We start from the raw sequence: 16846 nt of genomic DNA on the forward strand, positions 1-16846 counted from the left end.
TCCGGGGTCAAAAATTTATTTCTGCACTTTTTCTACTTCCGCAAAAAGTTTCTGTGCAATTTCTTCTATTTCACCTACACCGTTTACTTCTGCATATTTGCCCTGTTGTTTGTACAGTTCGGCTACCTCTGCTGTTTTGGTATAGTATTCGGTAATTCTGTTGCGGATGATTTCCTCATTGGAATCATCTGTGCGGCCGCTGGTTTCACCGCGTTTCAGCAGTCTTTCTACCAGTACTTCATCATCTACCACCAGAGAAAGGCATACTGATATGTCGTCATTCAGAATTTCCTTTACTATTTTTTCCAGTGATTGGGTTTGGATAGCCGTTCTGGGATAGCCGTCAAAAATAAAGCCACGGGTGTCCGTTGGTTTTTTTACTTCATCAATCAGCATATCTGTAGTTACCTGATCCGGCACCAGTTCGCCTTTGTCTATATAGGATTTGGCCAGTTTGCCCAGTTCCGTCTCATTTTTCATGTTGTAACGGAACAAATCGCCGGTGGAGATTTGTTTCAGATTAAACTTTTCAATCAGGTGTTGTGCCTGTGTGCCTTTTCCGCTTCCCGGAGGGCCAAAGAGAACGATATTGATCATGATGTGATAACTTACAGCTTCCGGCAACTGCCTTGGGCTATTATTGATAAAAATTTTTTGTTTTGCTAAGGTATTAAGAATTAATCCGGCCTTCTTCCAGCTGATACAAATCTTTGAGATTGCGGCCCAGTTCATCATAGTCCAGACCGTAACCCAGTACAAATTTGTTCGGGATCTCTTTCCCGATATAATCCAGTTTGAAATCTTTTTTATACACTTCCGGTTTCAGCAGAAAAGAAGCCAGCTTCACCGATTTGGGACGCTGGGTTTCCTGGAAATATCGGAACAGACTCTCTACCGTGTTTCCCGTATCCACAATATCTTCTACCAGAATGATGTGGCGGTCCTTGATGTCCTTGGTGAGCTCCATTTTCTGGTACACAATTCCCGTGGTCTGCGTGCCTACATAAGAACTCATCTGGATAAAGGCAATTTCACATTCACCGGGATAATGCTTCAGCAAATCAGAAAAAAACATAATGACACCGTTCAGTACCCCTATGAATACGGGTACTTCGTCTTTATAATCTTCGTAAATTCTCAGGGCGGTGTCTTTTACGATTTCCTGAATTTCGGCATCTTTCAGATAGGGAACGAAAGATTTGTCATGAACTTGTATGGATTCCATAGATGATTAACAAAGCGCAAATTTACGGTTTTTTAGACAATTGCGTTTTATTTTTCCGGAACCATGGAAAATAACCTTTGCGGGACTGTGCCTCTCAAATTATTTTGGTTAAAACTTTGCCCAAAACTTTTAATAAATCTATTTTTGTAGCAATCTAAATAAAAGTAAAAATATGTCAACTTATGTGGTGGTTGGTCTTCAGTATGGTGATGAAGGCAAAGGTAAAATTACAGACGTCCTCTCGGCAAAATCTGATTATGTAGTCCGCTTTCAGGGCGGTGATAATGCCGGACACACGGTCTATGTGGGCGATGAAAAATTTGTGCTTCACCTGCTGCCTTCCGGGGTGCTTCAGTGCCGCGGAAAATGCGTGATTGCCAATGGGGTAGTGGTGAATCCCAAGGCTTTTCTGAAAGAAATTGGTCAGATAGAAAGCAAAGGCATGAAAACAGATCATGTATTCATCAGCCGCAGAGCGCATGTCATCATGCCGTACCATATTCTGCTGGATACCTACCGTGAGGAAGAAGCCGGGGGTACGCATATCGGAACTACCAAAAAAGGCATCGGACCGTGCTACGAAGATAAAATTGCCCGGGTGGGAATCCGGATGGTAGATCTGCTGAATCCGGAAGTGCTGGCAGAGAAAATCCGAAAAAATCTTAAAATTAAAAATTCCCTTTTCGAAAAGTATTTTGAAAAACCTGCACTGGAATTTGACGAAATATATAATGAATTCCTGGAACTGGGGCAGCTGCTCAAAGACAGAATTGTGGATACCGAAGCAGAACTGAACCAGGCTATTCACGATGGCAAAAATATCCTGTTCGAAGGGGCTCAGGCCGCAATGCTGGATATTGATTTCGGGACGTATCCTTATGTGACTTCCTCTTCGCCTACCACAGGCGGAGTATGTGCCGGTGCCGGGGTGCCACCTACCAGTCTGGAAAATCTGATCGGGGTGGCCAAAGCCTACACCACGAGAGTGGGCGAAGGGCCGTTTCCTACAGAACTGAATGATGAACTGGGTGAAAAGATAAGACAAGTGGGCTTTGAATTCGGAGCGACTACCGGCAGACCCAGAAGAACCGGCTGGCTGGATCTGGTGTCACTCAAACACGCCACCATGATTAATGGAATCAATAATCTGGTGATTACCAAACTGGACGTGCTGTCCGGAATCCCGACCCTGAAAATTGCTACAAAATACAAAACAGAGGACGGTAAAATCATTGATTATTTTACTTCCTCCACCACAAAATTGTATGATTATGAACCTCTGTATGAAGAACTTCCTGGATGGGAAGAAGACATTACCAAAGCGAGATCTTATGACGAGCTTCCGGCCAATGCCAAAAAATACATCGAGTTCATTGAGCAATATCTCGGAATCAATGTGTATCTGGTATCTGTAGGCCCGGAGCGGAGCCAGAATATCATCCGTAAGGAATTATTCTAAACAACAGTATTTCAAAATAACGAGGCCGGTTCTGCAGAGCCGGCTTTTTTGGATCCGGATTTCTGAGTGTAAGTTTGGTTGATTATTTTATTTTAATCATATTTTAAAATGTAGTGCATAATATTTAAAAAATCGGCACAGATATTGTTTATCTGATGTTAATCTTGAATAATGTTTATAAATGCTTCAAGATTTGTTTTTTAATAGTGGTTGAACTTAATACAATTTGTAGCAATGTTGAAATTCTTTCAAAAATCACGTCAGGATCTGCGCTTCGAAGAAATTTTGTTTGAAGGACGCAATAAAAATTATGGTGCCTATGCCCTCAGAACTCAGGAAGGTGATTTCCTGGCCAAATCTTTACTGATAGGTGTTTCCCTCTTTGCAGCACTGGTCGTAGTACCACTGGTTGTAAACAGTTTCAAAACTCCGGAAGTGCCGTTTGTTCCCGAAGGACTGAAACCGGAATGGGTGCTTCCGCCGGAGCGCGAAAATCCGGCGGAGCCTGAGATAAAAGTGACCGTGGCGCCCACACAAAAACCGGTCGCTACTTATAAAGATGTGGTTCCCGAACCTAGCCGTACCGCCGTGGATAAACCTGCCGTGGTGGTAGATAAATCCAAAGCAGTTGCCGGAACGCAGGATGCACCCGGTGAAGCGCCGGTAGCTCCGTATGTGCCACCGGTAGTTAATCCGGGCCCTGTAACCACCGGTCCGCCCGCAGTTACGCCCACTGTGCCACAGACCGATCCGAACGCTGTGGTAGCAGAAGTGGATGTAGAAGCAGGATTTGTAGGAGGTATAGAATCTTTCCGGAAAAAGGTAGGTCAGAATTTCAATGGGGACCGCTTTGAAGGTTCCGGCGAACGAATTTCTGCTACCGTAACATTTATTGTTGAAAAAGACGGTACCATTTCTCAAATAAAGGCTGCGGGTTCCGATGCGCAGTTCAACAAAGAAGCAGAACGGACGGTAAAATCCGTAAAAGGAAAATGGAAACCAGCCATCCTGAACGGCGAGCCGGTCCGGTCTTATTTCAGAATTCCGATTGCCATGCAGTTCAACTGAAAAAAGTCTCTTTCATAATTAAATTATCCACATTATTTTATTTTTGTGGATAATTTTTTTAATGCTATGGTGCTTGTATTCAATAAATTACGAATGCGGTCCTGAATCGGTGTGGAGCAACAATAAAAAAAATGTACTTTTGTGGTTTAAAGAAAAATAATGGCAAAAATAATAGGAGTAGCGAACCAGAAAGGGGGAGTAGGGAAAACCACTACGGCAGTAAATCTGGCCGCAGCACTGGGTGTTTTAGAGAAGAAGATACTTCTTATTGATGCAGATCCGCAGGCCAATGCCACTTCCGGACTGGGTGTGGAAGAAGTGAAATACTCTACCTATAACCTGCTGGAGCACAGTATAAAATCCAGAGACTGCGTGCAGAAAACGGCATCGCCCAATCTTGATATCATTCCGTCACACATCGATCTGGTAGCTGCAGAAATAGAACTGGTAGACCGTGATAACCGGGAGTATATGCTGAAAGAGGCACTGCAGGAACTCAAAGAGGATTATGATTTCATCATCATAGACTGCGCACCCAGCCTGGGACTCATTACCATCAATGCCCTCACGGCCTCAGATTCGGTCATTATCCCGATTCAGTGTGAGTATTTCGCACTGGAAGGTCTGGGAAAACTCCTCAATACCATTAAAAATGTTCAGAATATTCACAATAAAAATCTGGATATTGAGGGACTGCTGCTCACCATGTACGATTCCCGACTGAGATTGTCTAATCAGGTGGTGGAAGAAGTGAACAGCCATTTCCCGGAAATGGTTTTTGAAACCATTATCAGCCGGAATGTAAGGTTAAGTGAAGCGCCGAGTTTCGGAGAAAGCATTCTGAATTACGATGCGGAAAGTAAAGGTGCCATTCAGTATCTGCAACTGGCAGAAGAAGTGCTGCTGAAGAACGAACATTTAGTAAAGAATTAAAAAAAAGAGTGCGGTTTTCGGGATTGCATCCATCATGGAAATGAGGCATGCAGAAAGAAAATTGCCATTGTCAATATGAAAGATAAGAAAAGAGCGATGGGCCGTGGATTGGGCGCGATACTGAGTGCAGAATCCAAGGCAAGTATCAATTCCGCAACAGATGAAGGAGCAGAAAAATTTGTGGGTAATATCGTAGAAGTACAACTGGATGATATTTACCCGAACGCCTCCCAGCCCCGAACCTATTTTGATGAAAAAGCATTGGCAGACCTGGCGCAGTCCATCAAAAATCTGGGCGTAATACAACCCATTACAGTACGGAAGGACGGAGATAAATTTGAAATCATCTCCGGTGAACGCCGCTACCGCGCTTCCAAAATGGCCGGACTGAAAACCATTCCTGCTTATATGCGTCTGGTGAATGACCAGGAATTGCTGGAAATGGCTCTGGTAGAGAACATCCAAAGGGAAGATCTGGATGCCATAGAAGTGGCGCTTACCTACCAGCGGCTTTTGGACGAAATAGGACTTACTCAGGAAAATCTGAGTCAGCGGGTAGGAAAAGAAAGAAGTACCATTACCAACTCCATACGCCTGCTGAGGCTTACTCCCGAGGTGCAGAATGCCATCCGCAGTGGTGAAATCAGTGCCGGACATGGCCGTGCCATCATCAGCCTGGAAGATGCCGAAGCTCAGAATATTCTTTTCAGAAAAATCATCAACGAAGGACTCAATGTCCGACAGGCCGAACTGGCATCTGCACAACTGAAAAACCCACAAAAAGCGGCACCAAAAGCGAAGCCCGCACTACCGAATCATTTGAAAAAAGCACAGAAAACGCTTGCTGATGCGCTGGATATAGAAGTGGAAATCAAAGCAGCAGGTAAAGGAAATAAAGGCAAGATTGTCCTGGATTTTAAAAATCAGGAGGAGCTGGAACATATCCTTTCGCATTTCAGAATATGAAAAAACTCATCGCGTTCATAGCATGTTTACTCTCTCTGATTGCCTTTGCACAGGTAAACCGCAATGATACCATTCGTACAGAGTATCATCCCCGGGATTCCATCTCTGCGGTAACGCCGAAATCAGAAACCGAAATTGTTTCTGAGATTGAGCGGAGTAATGCGCCCGCCGGAGTGAGACCTCAGTACAGCCCTACCAAAGCAGGCTTATATTCTGCAGTTTTGCCGGGATTGGGGCAGTATTATAATAAGAAATACTGGAAAATTCCTCTGGCGTGGGGCGGAATAGGCGCTGGTGTAGGATATACGCTGTGGGTAGATAAGCGTTACAAGCGCTACCGCAATGCTTTTGTGGCCGAGATCAACGGTGTGCCGCACGAATTCTCAGATTATAATATTTCCAATCTGAAGGAAGCCCTGGGCCGGGAGCAGGACCGCTGGAAGCGAAACCGGGATTATGCGATTGCCATTACCGGACTGGTGTATATTCTGAATATTGTAGATGCGGTGGTAGATGCCCATCTGTACGAAGGAAGAAATGATCCGGATCTTGCGGTGAGACCTGCAGTGCTGTTTCAGGAATATGGACAGACAAGCTCTGCAGTAGGATTTACATTACATTATAACTTTTAATTACATTTTTGATGAAAATAGCACTGGTGGGTTACGGAAAAATGGGGAAAATCATTGATGAGATTGCCGTAGAAAGAGGCCATGAAGTAGTGGCCAGACTGCGCGAGACACCCACGGCCGGAAATCTGAATAATCCTGATGTGGTCATCGAGTTTTCTAATCCCGAAGCCGCTTTTCAGAACATCAGCAATTGCCTGGAACTGGGAATACCCGTAGTATGCGGAACGACCGGATGGCTGGCACGCAGACCGGAAATTGAAGGAATGGTCCTGGCAGGCCAGGGAGCTTTTTTATATGGGTCTAATTTTAGTCTGGGCGTGAACCTGTTTTTTGCACTCAATGAGAAACTGGCTGAACTCATGAACCGCTTTCCGGAGTATGACGTGCGCATGGAAGAAACCCATCATACCCATAAAAAGGATGCTCCAAGCGGTACCGCCATTACGCTGGCCGAAGGAGTTATCCGGCATCACGACCGTTTTGAATCCTGGAACCCAGATAAAACCGGCGATGCGGAACTGGGCATCACCTCCTTCCGTGAAGATGAAGTGCCCGGCACTCACAAAGTGTTCTATACTTCTGAAGAAGACGAAATAGAAATTGTACACACCGCGTTCAGCAGAAAAGGATTCGCTCTGGGTGCGGTTATTGCCGCCGAGTGGATCATAGGGAAATCCGGAAATTTCACCATGAATGACGTTCTGAATGGATAAATATTTAAAATCGTAACAAAACAGATTTTAGAGAAACTAATAGCATTAAGCAATATCAATAATGAATTATTTTATTACTTACACCGTATATGTCCTGATTCTGTCTGTCCTGATGGGACTTTCTACCTGGAAACTGTTCAGGAAAATGGGACACAATCCACTTTTTGCCTTTATTCCTTTTTACAATTATCTCATTATTCAAAAGGAAACCGGACACCCGAAATGGTGGGTCGTTATGGCATATTTACCCATTGTAGGTCCTATAATGATGACGGTGTTCCATTTGTTTCTGATGAAGCACTTCGGAAAAACAAAATTCTCTCAGCAATTGCTTACCGTGATTCTGCCCTTTGTTTATATGGCATTTGTCAATTATGCCGGCAATCCGGAAGTAGAGAAAGAGGAGGAACTTTACCTGACCGGGGAAGAAGACCAAGGTAAAAAGAAAGACACTTTTTTGGGATCTATTACTTTTGCCGTGGTGTTTGCCACCATTATACATGTCTTCATTACCCAGCCGTTTGGTATTCCTACCGGTTCCATGGAAAGAACCCTGCTGGTAGGCGATTTTCTTTTTGTCAATAAACTGAATTACGGCTTCAGGATGCCGATGCGGCCGGTGGCTATTCCTTTCATTCAGGGAACCATCAAAGATGTGGGCGAAAAAGGTAATCCAAAAGATGATCCGAAATCGTATGTGGAAGCGGTAGATTTGCCCTACCTGCGACTTCCGGGTTGGGAAAAGCCCGAACGCAATGATATTGTGGTATTCAACTATCCGGATGATTCCGTACACGTAGCCATAGACCGTAAAGATCCGTATGTAAAACGACTGGTGGGTCAGCCCGGAGATGTAATTGAAATGAGAGCGGGTAAACTTTATGTCAACGGGAAACCCGAAGTCCGCATGGGCGATGCCCAGGTGCAGCACGCATATGAAGTACTGACGAGCAGCCAGCTGGATATTCCTTCGCTGTACAATATTTACGGCTTTTTGCCTGTGACGGAGCAGCGCAGTGGCTCCGGATTTTACTACAGATTTCAGGGACTTACAGACAAGACCGCCAAAGAAATCGGGCAACTGCCACAGGTGGTGAGAATGAACGAAGAGGTGGAGCCGCAGGGCAAGAAGGATATTACCTATTACCCCAATGTACAGGCCTCTATAGAAAGACAGGAAATGGTCTGGTCTGATAAAGTAAATACCTCTGCCACCATTTTTCCCAATAATAAAAATTGGAATACAGACTGGTATGGTCCGCTGCAGATTCCTAAAAAAGGAGATGTCCTGACCCTTACCCCGGAGAATATCGGGGATTATGAAAAACTCATTGTAAAATATGAGGGCAATACGCTGCAGAATGACCATGGTAAAATCAGCATTAATGGTACAGAGACCGGTACTTATACCGTGAAATATGATTATTTTATGATGATTGGGGATAACCGCGATGCCTCGCTGGATGGCCGGTTCTTCGGCTACGTTCCGGAAACTCATATTGTAGGGAAACCCATGTTTACCTGGCTTAGTGTAGAAGGGCTCTTTGCAGATGCAGGATCCTCCTATCAGGCCAATGGCAAAAAAATTCGCTGGGACAGAATGTTTAAAGGTACCAATACCGGAGACCTGCACAAAACTTCGTACTGGTGGCTGGCCATCCTTATTCTGGTAGTGTTCTTCGGCTGGGATTTCTTCACGAAGTTTTTCAGAAAGAAAAAAGAAGATGAATAGCCTGTACAGATTTTAACTTAAAATATAAATTACGGGTGGCCTCTTTTATACCGGAGACGGATGCCCGTTTTTTTATTCATACCCCTCACAGGATTTAATTTTTTGATTTATGAAGGTCCTTTTACCTGTTTTTTACCTGCCGCCCGTTTCCTGGATGTCTGTATTTTTAAATGAAGAAAACGAAGTTACACTGGAGCAGCATGAGCATTTCCCGAAGCAGACGTACCGCAACCGGGCGCATATTTATGGGGCAAATGGCAGGTTGCCGCTCTTTATTCCGATTCGTCATAACGGTCAGCGTGCCATGAAGGATATAGAGGTTTCTACTGCAGAAAATTGGAAGGGTCTGCACTGGAAATCCATTAAAACCGCTTACCAGAGTTCGCCTTATTTTGAGTTCTATGAAGACCGCCTGAAGGAAATATTTACTTTTGAAAGTGATTCATTGCTGGACCTGAATCTCCATTCAATAGATGTTTTCCAAAAGATTCTGAAAACAGAAAAGGCATACGTTTTGAATGCAGGGTATGCGAAAGTTCCGGACGGGAAAGATTATCGGGATATGTTTTCGGCAAAAAAAGATTCGCCGTTTCAGCTGGAAGAATACTATCAGACCTTTTCGGATAAGCTTGGTTTTCAGAAAGATTTATCCATTTTGGATTTGATTTGTAACAAAGGTCCGGAAACGCTTACTTATTTAAAAGAAATTCAAAAAAATAATAATTAAAATGAAGAAAATACTTATTGCAGCCTTGTTCATGACAGGTTTTGCGGCTTTTGCCCAGGCAGATCAGTCTGTTCTGGATCCTATGCAGGACAAAGATTTAATGACCTGGTATCACAAGGATTTTGCCACCACCGGTGTGCATGGTGTGAATACAGAGAATGCGTACAAATTTCTGGAATCCAAAGGTTTGAAACCGAAAACAGTCATTGTAGGTGTTTTAGACAGTGGGGTAGAAGTGGATCATCCGGGACTGATTGCCAATATGTGGAAAAACCCGAACGAAGTTCCGGGAAATGGTAAAGATGATGATGGTAACGGCTATGTAGATGATGTCCACGGGTGGAATTTCATGGGCGGTAAGGCAGGAGATATTAATGATGATAACCTGGAAGTGACCCGCGTGGTAAAAAAATACCAGTCGGTATTTGAAGGTCCGGATTCTGCAAAGAATAAGGAGAACCAGGCGAAGATGAAAGAAGAATTTGATATGTACGTGCAGTCCAAGAAAATTTTCGAGGAGAAAGGTTCCAAAGCCAAGCAAAATTATCAGATGTACAGCAAACTGAACGAGATGATTCCTACCATGGTGGCTCTTCTGAAAGGGAATAACCTTACCCAGGAAGCAGTATCGGCCATCAAGCCCTCTACACCGGATGAGATGATGTCTGTACAGGTATTGTCCGGACTGGTAGCAGACCCGGAACTTACCGGGAAGACTCCGGCAGAGGTTCAGGCCGGTCTTCAGGGACAAATGAAGGAAGCGCTGGATTATTTTGAATCTCAGGCAACCAAGCATTATAATCTTGATTTTGATCCCCGCGCGATCGTAGGCGATAATTATGAGGATTATTCCGAGAAATTTTATGGAAACAACAACTATGAAGGGGCAGATGCCATGCACGGCACACACGTGGCAGGTATTATTGCAGGATTGCCTCATGGCAACGAGGTTCAGTACGGCGTGGCTTCCCGCGTAGCAAAAATTATGAATGTGAGAACCGTTCCCAATGGAGATGAAAGAGATAAAGATGTAGCCAACTCCATCCGCTATGCGGTAGATAACGGTGCAAAGGTTTTGAACATGAGCTTCGGAAAACCTGTTTCTCCGGGCAAAAACGTGGTATGGGACGCATTTAAATATGCCGAAGATAAAGGCGTTTTGCTGGTAAAAGCCGCAGGAAACGATAATCAGAACCTCGGTACTTACCTGCACTATCCTACGAACTTTAAAAAGGTGGAAGATGAAAAACCATTCGTCAATAACGTCCTTACCGTAGGTGCCAGTACCAAAGATGCCGAAAAACTGAGAGCCGGATTCTCCAACTATAACGAGAAACTGGTTGATGTGTTTGCGCCTGGAACTCAAATCTATTCTACCGTTCCGGATTATAAGTATGAATACAGCCAGGGAACGTCTATGGCATCACCTGTAGTGGCGGGGGCAGCCGCAGTTCTTTTCGCGTATATGCCCAACCTGAAACCGCATGAGGTAATCGAATCACTGGTGAAATCTGTGAATCCTTCTCAGGTAGCGACTACCGTTACCGGAGGTGCAGGGACTACTTTTGATCAACTGTCCAGATCCGGAGGGGTTATTGACCTTAGAAAAGCAGCTGAATATGCTTATAACAACTTCTACAAAGCAGACACCGGCGCCAGAAAAACTCCTGCTAAGAAAGCAACAAGAAAAGCAGCGAAAAGTAAATAAATCCTGCTCATATTGTTATTGATTAAAAAAAAGGTTAAATTCGTTTAACCTTTTTTGCTTTTATAAAGGTTGCTGGCATAATTTTCGTTTTTATTATACAACTCAAAGTACAACCACATGAAAAATCTATTATTAACAGGATTTGCAGCAGCGGGACTTCTGATTTCCTGTTCAACCGCAAAAACAGCTCAGGATAACAGAGCCGAATTTCTGAAGTTAAAAGGCGACTGGCAGGTGACCAGCGTAGATTATGACAAAAGTTTTAGCATCAAACCTTTTGATGAAGGCGCAGATGCCCAGTGCTTCGTAGGAAGTAACTGGAAATTGGTGCCCAATAACTACAGCGGCTCCTATTCCTTAAACGGAGGCGGCGATTGCCCCGTGGTCAACCAGCCTATTAAATTTGAAGTCCTAAACGGAAATACTTTTCAGTTCAAGAAAATTATGGACGGAACCAAAGCCAAACAAAATGAAGTGGGGTACAGCCTTACACTGGTAGGACAGACAGAAAACAGCTTCTCACTTCAGCAATCTGTTCCTTTTGAAGGAGAAATGGTCAATGTAATCTACCGTTTTTCAAAAATTCAGTAATTATTCAACATTAAATATACTCAAGATGAAACTAAAAAATATATATGTAGCAGGATTTGCTTCGGCATTGATGCTTACCAGTTGTGAAACCATTCAGAATTCTAATCACCAGCAGAGAGGTACCGTAGTCGGTGCCAGTTCAGGTGCTGTAATCGGTGGTATTTTAGGAAACAATGTCGGTAAAGGAGGAAATGCTCCGGCGGGCGCTGTGCTGGGAGGCATCATTGGGGGTGTAGCCGGTAATGTGATTGGCAGAAAAATGGACCAGCAGGCCAAAGACATCAAGGAAACATTGCCCGGTGCAGAAGTAGAACGTGTAAATGAAGGAATTAAAGTGACCCTTCCCGAAAGAATGGTGAACTTTGGATTTGATTCATCTGATCTTACTGCCGCATCAAAATCCAACCTGGATAAACTGGCTGAAATTCTGGTGAAAAATCCGGATACCAATATCAACGTGTACGGACACACAGACAGCAAAGGTACAGATGCGTATAACCAGGGTCTTTCTGAAAGAAGAGCAACCTCAGTAAAAAATTATCTGGTAGCCAAAGGTGTTGCTTCCAGCAGACTGTTCCCGATGGGTATGGGTGAAAGCGAACCAAAAGCTTCTAACGAAACTGAAGCAGGAAGAGCCGAAAACAGAAGGGTGGAATTTGCCATCACTGCCAATGAGGAAATGATTAATGAGGCTCAGCAGGGTCAGTAATTCCGGGATGAACCTATGATTATATAAAGCCATCGGGTATGCTCCGGTGGCTTTTTATATGCTGTGTTTCCTTGTTGAACCGCAATGTTGTACCTGTGTGGTATTCTTTTCCTGTTTTTAAAAATCCACTTTTGTATATTTAAACCTTAATCAATATGGAGTTATGAAAAATAAAATCTTTAAAATGAGTGTGCTTGCTGTTTCTTTGTCACTCGCCGCATGTAAACCGGAAACCAAAACGGCTGCAGAAATTGCTCCTCAGTCTGTGGCTGCCACAGATACGGTGCAGCGTGTTTCACTGACGTACAAGTCTGCCGAAAACTATTTTATCAACAATACCGTGCAGGAAACCGTTCCTGAAAAAATCACCACTCAGGAAGCATTTGACATGTACTTTGGAAAAGCTACAACCATGGCAGAAAATGGGTTGCCTACCCCTGTAGATTTTTCCAAAGAGTTTGTGATTGTGGCAGATTTTGGTGAGACCTCCCGGAGCGTAGATATGCGTCCCGTGAGTCTGGAGAAAGCCGGAGATGATCTTGTATTTCTTATACAGCGGCAGAAGGCGAGGAAGCAGGTTTTACCAGTCGTCCCTTCCTGATGGTCATCACGGATAAACAGAATGAAGGAAACGTAATAGTGCAAAAGCAATAAACGGCAATTACACACGCATTATTTTAAAATCACTATTTTTGTGCTGATTTTAAAAACAAATGACGAAATATCTGAAACTCTTACGGGTAGAGCAGTGGGTGAAAAACCTTTTCGTATTCCTGCCGCTGTTCTTCTCCGGAAATATTGCCAATCCTGATCTTTTTTTTCTGAGTGTGATCGCGTTTACCGTATTCTCACTGGCAGCCAGTTTTATTTATGTCATCAATGACTATTCAGATATAGCGTCAGATCGTAAACATCCTGAGAAAAAGAACAGACCTCTGGCCAGCGGTGCCGTTTCCAAGAACACCGCAAAGTTTCTTTTGGGGCTGATGGCGGTACTCATTGCCGGAATTATATATGTGCTGTCAGAGGTTTATGGTTTGCCTGTGAAGCGCTTTGCTATCGTAATAGGCATTTACATCGTGATGAATCTGGCCTATACGTTCCGGCTGAAGCATGTGGCCATCGTAGATGTGTGCATCATCGCCACAGGATTTGTGCTCCGGGTGCTCGCCGGTGGTTTTATGGCCGATATTCCCATCTCGCAGTGGGCTATTCTGCTTACGTTCCTCCTGGCACTGGTACTGGCTGTGGGCAAAAGACGGGGAGAGCTGATCAATGCCCAGATTTCCGGACGCACCAGAAAAGCGCTGGATGGGTATAATGTGCAGTTTGCAGATATTACGCTTTCTATTTCCATTACCCTCGCCATCATTGCCTATCTGATGTTTACCGTGCAGCCCGAGGTGCAAAACCGGTTCGGCGGACGTGTTTTCTATACTTTTATTTTCGTGGTTTTTGCATTTTTGCGCTATCTGCAGCAGACTTTGGTCTATAATAAAACCGAATCTCCTACTAAAATTATATACCGTGACCGCTGGATTCAGGGTACTGTAATCATCTGGATCATCACCTTCCTCCTCCTGATTTATGACCAAAAATTTCTGAGTTAATATGAAGCCGAATTTTGTACGAAAAATAGCAAACTGGGGAAATTTTCCGATGGTTGAGAAAGAGATGAAAACTGAGGAGTCTTTGGATAAAATCAGGGAATTCATCAGGACTAATAATGAAGTAATTGCCAGAGGAAACGGTCGTTGTTATGGCGATGCATCACTGGGTGAACATGTTTTCTCTACTTTGAGACTCAATAAATTTATTTCATTTGACCGCATAAACGGAATTTTGGAATGCGAAGCGGGTGTACTGCTTGCAGATGTTCTTTCCGTCATTGTTCCACAGGGATATTTCCTGAATGTCACACCCGGCACCAAATTTGTCACGGTGGGCGGGGCCATAGCCTCTGATGTGCATGGGAAAAATCACCACTCCGAAGGGTGTTTTTCAGAGTATGTGCAGGAATTTTCGCTCATGAATGAACACGGAGATGTGCTCACCTGCTCCCGCGGGGAAAATCAAGATAAATTCTGGGCTACCATTGGCGGCATGGGTCTTACAGGGATTATACTTTCGGCCAAGTTTCAACTGAAAAATATTGAAACAGCATACATCCGGCAGGAAAGCATCAAGGCAGAAAATTTAGATGAAATCTTTAATTTGTTTGATGAAAGCGTAAATTGGACCTATAATGTAGCATGGATAGACTGTTTGCAGAACGGTGGTAAACTGGGCAAAAGTATTCTGATGAGAGGTGAACACGCCCTGAAGGGTGAGCTGCCGTCTAAATACTCTAAAAAACCGCTGCATATTCCAAAAAAAATGAACCCGTCTGTCCCGTTTTATTTCCCGGGATTTGTGCTGAATCGCTTTACCGTGCGCCTGTTCAATGCCCTGTACTATCACAGACAGAGCCGGAAACAGGTGAACAGCATTGTGGACTACGAAACATTTTTTTATCCGCTGGATATGGTGAATAACTGGAATAAAATTTATGGCAAAAATGGATTCATTCAGTATCAGATGGTGATTCCCCGGGAACATGGAAAGGCCGGTATGAAGAAAATCCTGGAGACCATAGCTGCCAGTGGCAATGGTTCCTTTCTGGCGGTTCTGAAACTTTTCGGGAAAAATAATCTGGAAGCCTACAATTCTTTCCCGGTAGAAGGCTATACCCTGGCACTGGATTTTAAAGTGAATTCGGGGCTGAAAAAGCTGGTGGCCCAACTGGACGGGATTGTAGAACAGTATGGTGGCCGCATCTATCTTACCAAAGACAGCATGAGCAAATCTTCGCTCACCGGTTATCTGAAGAATGTACACAATCCCAAGTTCGTATCCTTGCAGCACAAGCGTATCTTGAACAACCACCATTAAATGAAACAAAGCGCAATATTTAACTGATTTTAAACCCATAACCTCACTCTCAGCATGATTGTATTAGGAAGCAATTCAGAAGTAGCCCGGGCATTTGTAGAAGCCGTCCTGGAATCCGGAACCCGATTTCCGGTAGTATATCTGTTCACCTCGGACCGTGAAACCGCAGAAAAATTTGCCCGTCACCTGGATGTGAAATACTTTCAGCCCTGCGAAGTTATTGAGCTTGATCTGCTGCAGGAGGCAGATTACAGCAAACTGGACAAAATACAGCCGGGACTCCTGTTTTGTGCTGCCGGATATCTGGGCGCAGGCACCGCAGAAGGTTTGTATAATCATCAAAATACCGCTCGCATTATTGATATCAATTATGCCAAATTGATTCCGCTGCTCAATTATTTTGCATCCAAAATGGAAAGACAACGATCCGGAACCATGATTGTGCTTTCTTCCGTAGCAGGAGACCGCGGCAGACAAAGCAATTTCATCTACGGCAGTGCCAAAGCCGGACTTACCGCCTATCTGAGTGGTCTCCGCAATTATCTGTATGATAAGAAAGTTCATGTGATGACGGTGAAACCAGGCTTTATGGCCACCAAAATGACCGAAGGACTCCCGCTGAATCCTAAACTGACCGCCACGCCACAGCAGGCTGCCACAGCTATTTTCAAAGCGTATAAAAAACAAAGGAACGTGGCATACGTTTTACCGGTTTGGGGCGTTATTATGATGATCATCAGAAATATTCCGGAATTTATCTTTAAAAAACTGAAACTGTAAGCGTACTTAAAAAAGGCTTGCTTCCGGAAGAAAATTATTGTTTAAAATGTAAAGCCGGAATGCATTTGTATTATGAAAAAACTGTATTTATTTGATTTTGACGGAACGCTCACCCACAAGGATACCATGTTTCTTTTTTTGAAATTTTATAACCCTTCCCGGTTTTATCTGCAGTTTGCCAAACATATTCCCCTGTTTATTTTGTTGAAAATGAGATTGCTGGATGCGGAGAAGGTGAAGAAAAGTTTTGTGTCAGCCTTATTAAAAGGTGAAAAAAAGCACAAAATAGAATCGGTGTCCAGAGCCTTTTTTGATCAGTTCTCACCGGTTATCATGCGTCGCAATGCGCTGGATTTTCTGAAGAGTCGTGATCCTGACAAAACCGAAAGTTACCTGGTGACCGCTTCTATGGACATCTGGGCAAAACCTTTTGCAGACCAGTTCGGCATGCGGCTTATCGCCACACAGGCTGAATTCCGGGACGACATATTTACCGGAAATTTCATCGGAAAAAACTGTAACGGTCCGGAGAAGCTGGTGCGCATTAAATCTGCTCTCAAAGGCAAAACATACGATAAATCAATTGCTTTCGGGGATTCCTCCGGAGATAAGGCCATGCTGAACTGGGCATCGGAAAGTCATTTCCGATTTTTTCACTAATTTTGCAACACA

18 protein-coding genes are annotated in these 16846 nt (G+C 43.9%); 16 read left to right on the forward strand and 2 right to left on the reverse strand.

All coding sequences use genetic code 11. The annotated features are described in order from the left end of the window. Positions 1-15 precede the first annotated feature (15 nt). Complete coding sequence (locus tag LKO26_RS07190; RefSeq protein WP_227587176.1) at positions 16-597, reverse strand: adenylate kinase; 582 nt, start codon at positions 595-597, stop codon at positions 16-18. A gap of 73 nt (positions 598-670) precedes the next feature. Further along, a complete protein-coding gene (locus LKO26_RS07195; RefSeq protein WP_227587177.1) occupies positions 671-1225 on the reverse strand; it encodes a phosphoribosyltransferase in 555 nt (184 codons plus the stop codon). A 172-nt stretch (positions 1226-1397) separates the two neighbouring features. Here LKO26_RS07195 and LKO26_RS07200 point away from each other — a divergent pair, with 172 nt between their 5' ends. The 16 genes from LKO26_RS07200 to LKO26_RS07275 all read left to right on the forward strand — a co-directional run bounded on the left by LKO26_RS07200 (position 1398) and on the right by LKO26_RS07275 (position 16834). Then, positions 1398-2684 carry an adenylosuccinate synthase gene (locus tag LKO26_RS07200; RefSeq protein WP_227587178.1) on the forward strand — a complete coding sequence of 429 codons (1287 nt, stop codon included), beginning with the start codon at positions 1398-1400 and terminating at the stop codon, positions 2682-2684. A gap of 234 nt (positions 2685-2918) precedes the next feature. Next, on the forward strand, positions 2919-3752 hold the full coding sequence (locus LKO26_RS07205) for an energy transducer TonB (protein WP_227587179.1): 834 nt from the start codon (positions 2919-2921) through the stop codon (positions 3750-3752). Positions 3753-3911: 159 nt separating this feature from the next. Beyond that, positions 3912-4685, forward strand: coding sequence for a ParA family protein (locus LKO26_RS07210; RefSeq protein ID WP_227587180.1), 774 nt, complete (start codon positions 3912-3914; stop codon positions 4683-4685). 75 nt (positions 4686-4760) lie between these two features. Further along, positions 4761-5651 carry a ParB/RepB/Spo0J family partition protein gene (locus tag LKO26_RS07215; RefSeq protein WP_227587181.1) on the forward strand — a complete coding sequence of 297 codons (891 nt, stop codon included), beginning with the start codon at positions 4761-4763 and terminating at the stop codon, positions 5649-5651. Further along, positions 5648-6283, forward strand: a complete 636-nt coding sequence (locus LKO26_RS07220; protein WP_227587182.1) for a DUF5683 domain-containing protein — start codon at positions 5648-5650, stop codon at positions 6281-6283. The genes LKO26_RS07215 and LKO26_RS07220 overlap by 4 nt, the downstream gene beginning before the upstream one ends. Before the next feature lie 11 nt (positions 6284-6294). Continuing rightward, on the forward strand, positions 6295-6996 hold the full coding sequence (gene dapB / locus LKO26_RS07225) for a 4-hydroxy-tetrahydrodipicolinate reductase (RefSeq protein ID WP_227587183.1): 702 nt from the start codon (positions 6295-6297) through the stop codon (positions 6994-6996). A 61-nt stretch (positions 6997-7057) separates the two neighbouring features. After that, the gene (lepB, locus tag LKO26_RS07230; RefSeq protein WP_227587184.1) at positions 7058-8728 is read left to right on the forward strand and encodes a signal peptidase I; all 1671 of its coding nucleotides are present in this window, start codon (positions 7058-7060) and stop codon (positions 8726-8728) included. 109 nt (positions 8729-8837) lie between these two features. Next, positions 8838-9455: a WbqC family protein gene (locus LKO26_RS07235; protein WP_227587185.1), complete on the forward strand. Its 618-nt coding sequence runs from the start codon at positions 8838-8840 to the stop codon at positions 9453-9455. 1 nt (position 9456) lies between these two features. Then, positions 9457-11163 carry a S8 family serine peptidase gene (locus tag LKO26_RS07240; protein WP_227587186.1) on the forward strand — a complete coding sequence of 569 codons (1707 nt, stop codon included), beginning with the start codon at positions 9457-9459 and terminating at the stop codon, positions 11161-11163. 117 nt (positions 11164-11280) lie between these two features. Then, positions 11281-11754: a lipocalin family protein gene (locus LKO26_RS07245; protein ID WP_227587187.1), complete on the forward strand. Its 474-nt coding sequence runs from the start codon at positions 11281-11283 to the stop codon at positions 11752-11754. Positions 11755-11779: 25 nt separating this feature from the next. Beyond that, complete coding sequence (locus LKO26_RS07250) at positions 11780-12463, forward strand: OmpA family protein (protein WP_227587188.1); 684 nt, start codon at positions 11780-11782, stop codon at positions 12461-12463. Positions 12464-12626: 163 nt separating this feature from the next. After that, positions 12627-13064 (forward strand): hypothetical protein, encoded by a 438-nt coding sequence (locus LKO26_RS07255; protein ID WP_227587189.1) that lies wholly within the window; start codon positions 12627-12629, stop codon positions 13062-13064. Between the two features lie 112 nt (positions 13065-13176). Then, entirely contained in the window at positions 13177-14073 is an 897-nt protein-coding gene (locus tag LKO26_RS07260) for a decaprenyl-phosphate phosphoribosyltransferase (protein ID WP_227587190.1), read from the forward strand. A 1-nt stretch (position 14074) separates the two neighbouring features. Continuing rightward, a complete protein-coding gene (locus LKO26_RS07265; protein ID WP_227587191.1) occupies positions 14075-15394 on the forward strand; it encodes an FAD-binding oxidoreductase in 1320 nt (439 codons plus the stop codon). Positions 15395-15448: 54 nt separating this feature from the next. Beyond that, a complete protein-coding gene (locus tag LKO26_RS07270; protein WP_227587192.1) occupies positions 15449-16174 on the forward strand; it encodes an SDR family NAD(P)-dependent oxidoreductase in 726 nt (241 codons plus the stop codon). 72 nt (positions 16175-16246) lie between these two features. Continuing rightward, the gene (locus tag LKO26_RS07275; protein ID WP_227587193.1) at positions 16247-16834 is read left to right on the forward strand and encodes an HAD family hydrolase; all 588 of its coding nucleotides are present in this window, start codon (positions 16247-16249) and stop codon (positions 16832-16834) included. Positions 16835-16846 lie beyond the last annotated feature (12 nt).

It is taken from the genome of Chryseobacterium sp. MFBS3-17 (assembly GCF_020687745.1).
GTDB lineage: Bacteria > Bacteroidota > Bacteroidia > Flavobacteriales > Weeksellaceae > Marnyiella.

Coding starts and splice junctions, on each gene's coding strand:
- LKO26_RS07275 (WP_227587193.1), top strand. CDS start 16,247: ATGAAAAAACTGTATTTATTTGATTTTGACGGAACGCTCACCCACAAG.
- LKO26_RS07205 (WP_227587179.1), top strand. CDS start 2,919: ATGTTGAAATTCTTTCAAAAATCACGTCAGGATCTGCGCTTCGAAGAA.
- dapB (WP_227587183.1), top strand. CDS start 6,295: ATGAAAATAGCACTGGTGGGTTACGGAAAAATGGGGAAAATCATTGAT.
- lepB (WP_227587184.1), top strand. CDS start 7,058: ATGAATTATTTTATTACTTACACCGTATATGTCCTGATTCTGTCTGTC.
- LKO26_RS07240 (WP_227587186.1), top strand. CDS start 9,457: ATGAAGAAAATACTTATTGCAGCCTTGTTCATGACAGGTTTTGCGGCT.
- LKO26_RS07255 (WP_227587189.1), top strand. CDS start 12,627: ATGAAAAATAAAATCTTTAAAATGAGTGTGCTTGCTGTTTCTTTGTCA.
- LKO26_RS07210 (WP_227587180.1), top strand. CDS start 3,912: ATGGCAAAAATAATAGGAGTAGCGAACCAGAAAGGGGGAGTAGGGAAA.
- LKO26_RS07265 (WP_227587191.1), top strand. CDS start 14,075: ATGAAGCCGAATTTTGTACGAAAAATAGCAAACTGGGGAAATTTTCCG.
- LKO26_RS07245 (WP_227587187.1), top strand. CDS start 11,281: ATGAAAAATCTATTATTAACAGGATTTGCAGCAGCGGGACTTCTGATT.
- LKO26_RS07215 (WP_227587181.1), top strand. CDS start 4,761: ATGAAAGATAAGAAAAGAGCGATGGGCCGTGGATTGGGCGCGATACTG.
- LKO26_RS07195 (WP_227587177.1), bottom strand. CDS start 1,225: ATGGAATCCATACAAGTTCATGACAAATCTTTCGTTCCCTATCTGAAA.
- LKO26_RS07250 (WP_227587188.1), top strand. CDS start 11,780: ATGAAACTAAAAAATATATATGTAGCAGGATTTGCTTCGGCATTGATG.
- LKO26_RS07190 (WP_227587176.1), bottom strand. CDS start 597: ATGATCAATATCGTTCTCTTTGGCCCTCCGGGAAGCGGAAAAGGCACA.
- LKO26_RS07220 (WP_227587182.1), top strand. CDS start 5,648: ATGAAAAAACTCATCGCGTTCATAGCATGTTTACTCTCTCTGATTGCC.
- LKO26_RS07200 (WP_227587178.1), top strand. CDS start 1,398: ATGTCAACTTATGTGGTGGTTGGTCTTCAGTATGGTGATGAAGGCAAA.
- LKO26_RS07270 (WP_227587192.1), top strand. CDS start 15,449: ATGATTGTATTAGGAAGCAATTCAGAAGTAGCCCGGGCATTTGTAGAA.
- LKO26_RS07235 (WP_227587185.1), top strand. CDS start 8,838: ATGAAGGTCCTTTTACCTGTTTTTTACCTGCCGCCCGTTTCCTGGATG.
- LKO26_RS07260 (WP_227587190.1), top strand. CDS start 13,177: ATGACGAAATATCTGAAACTCTTACGGGTAGAGCAGTGGGTGAAAAAC.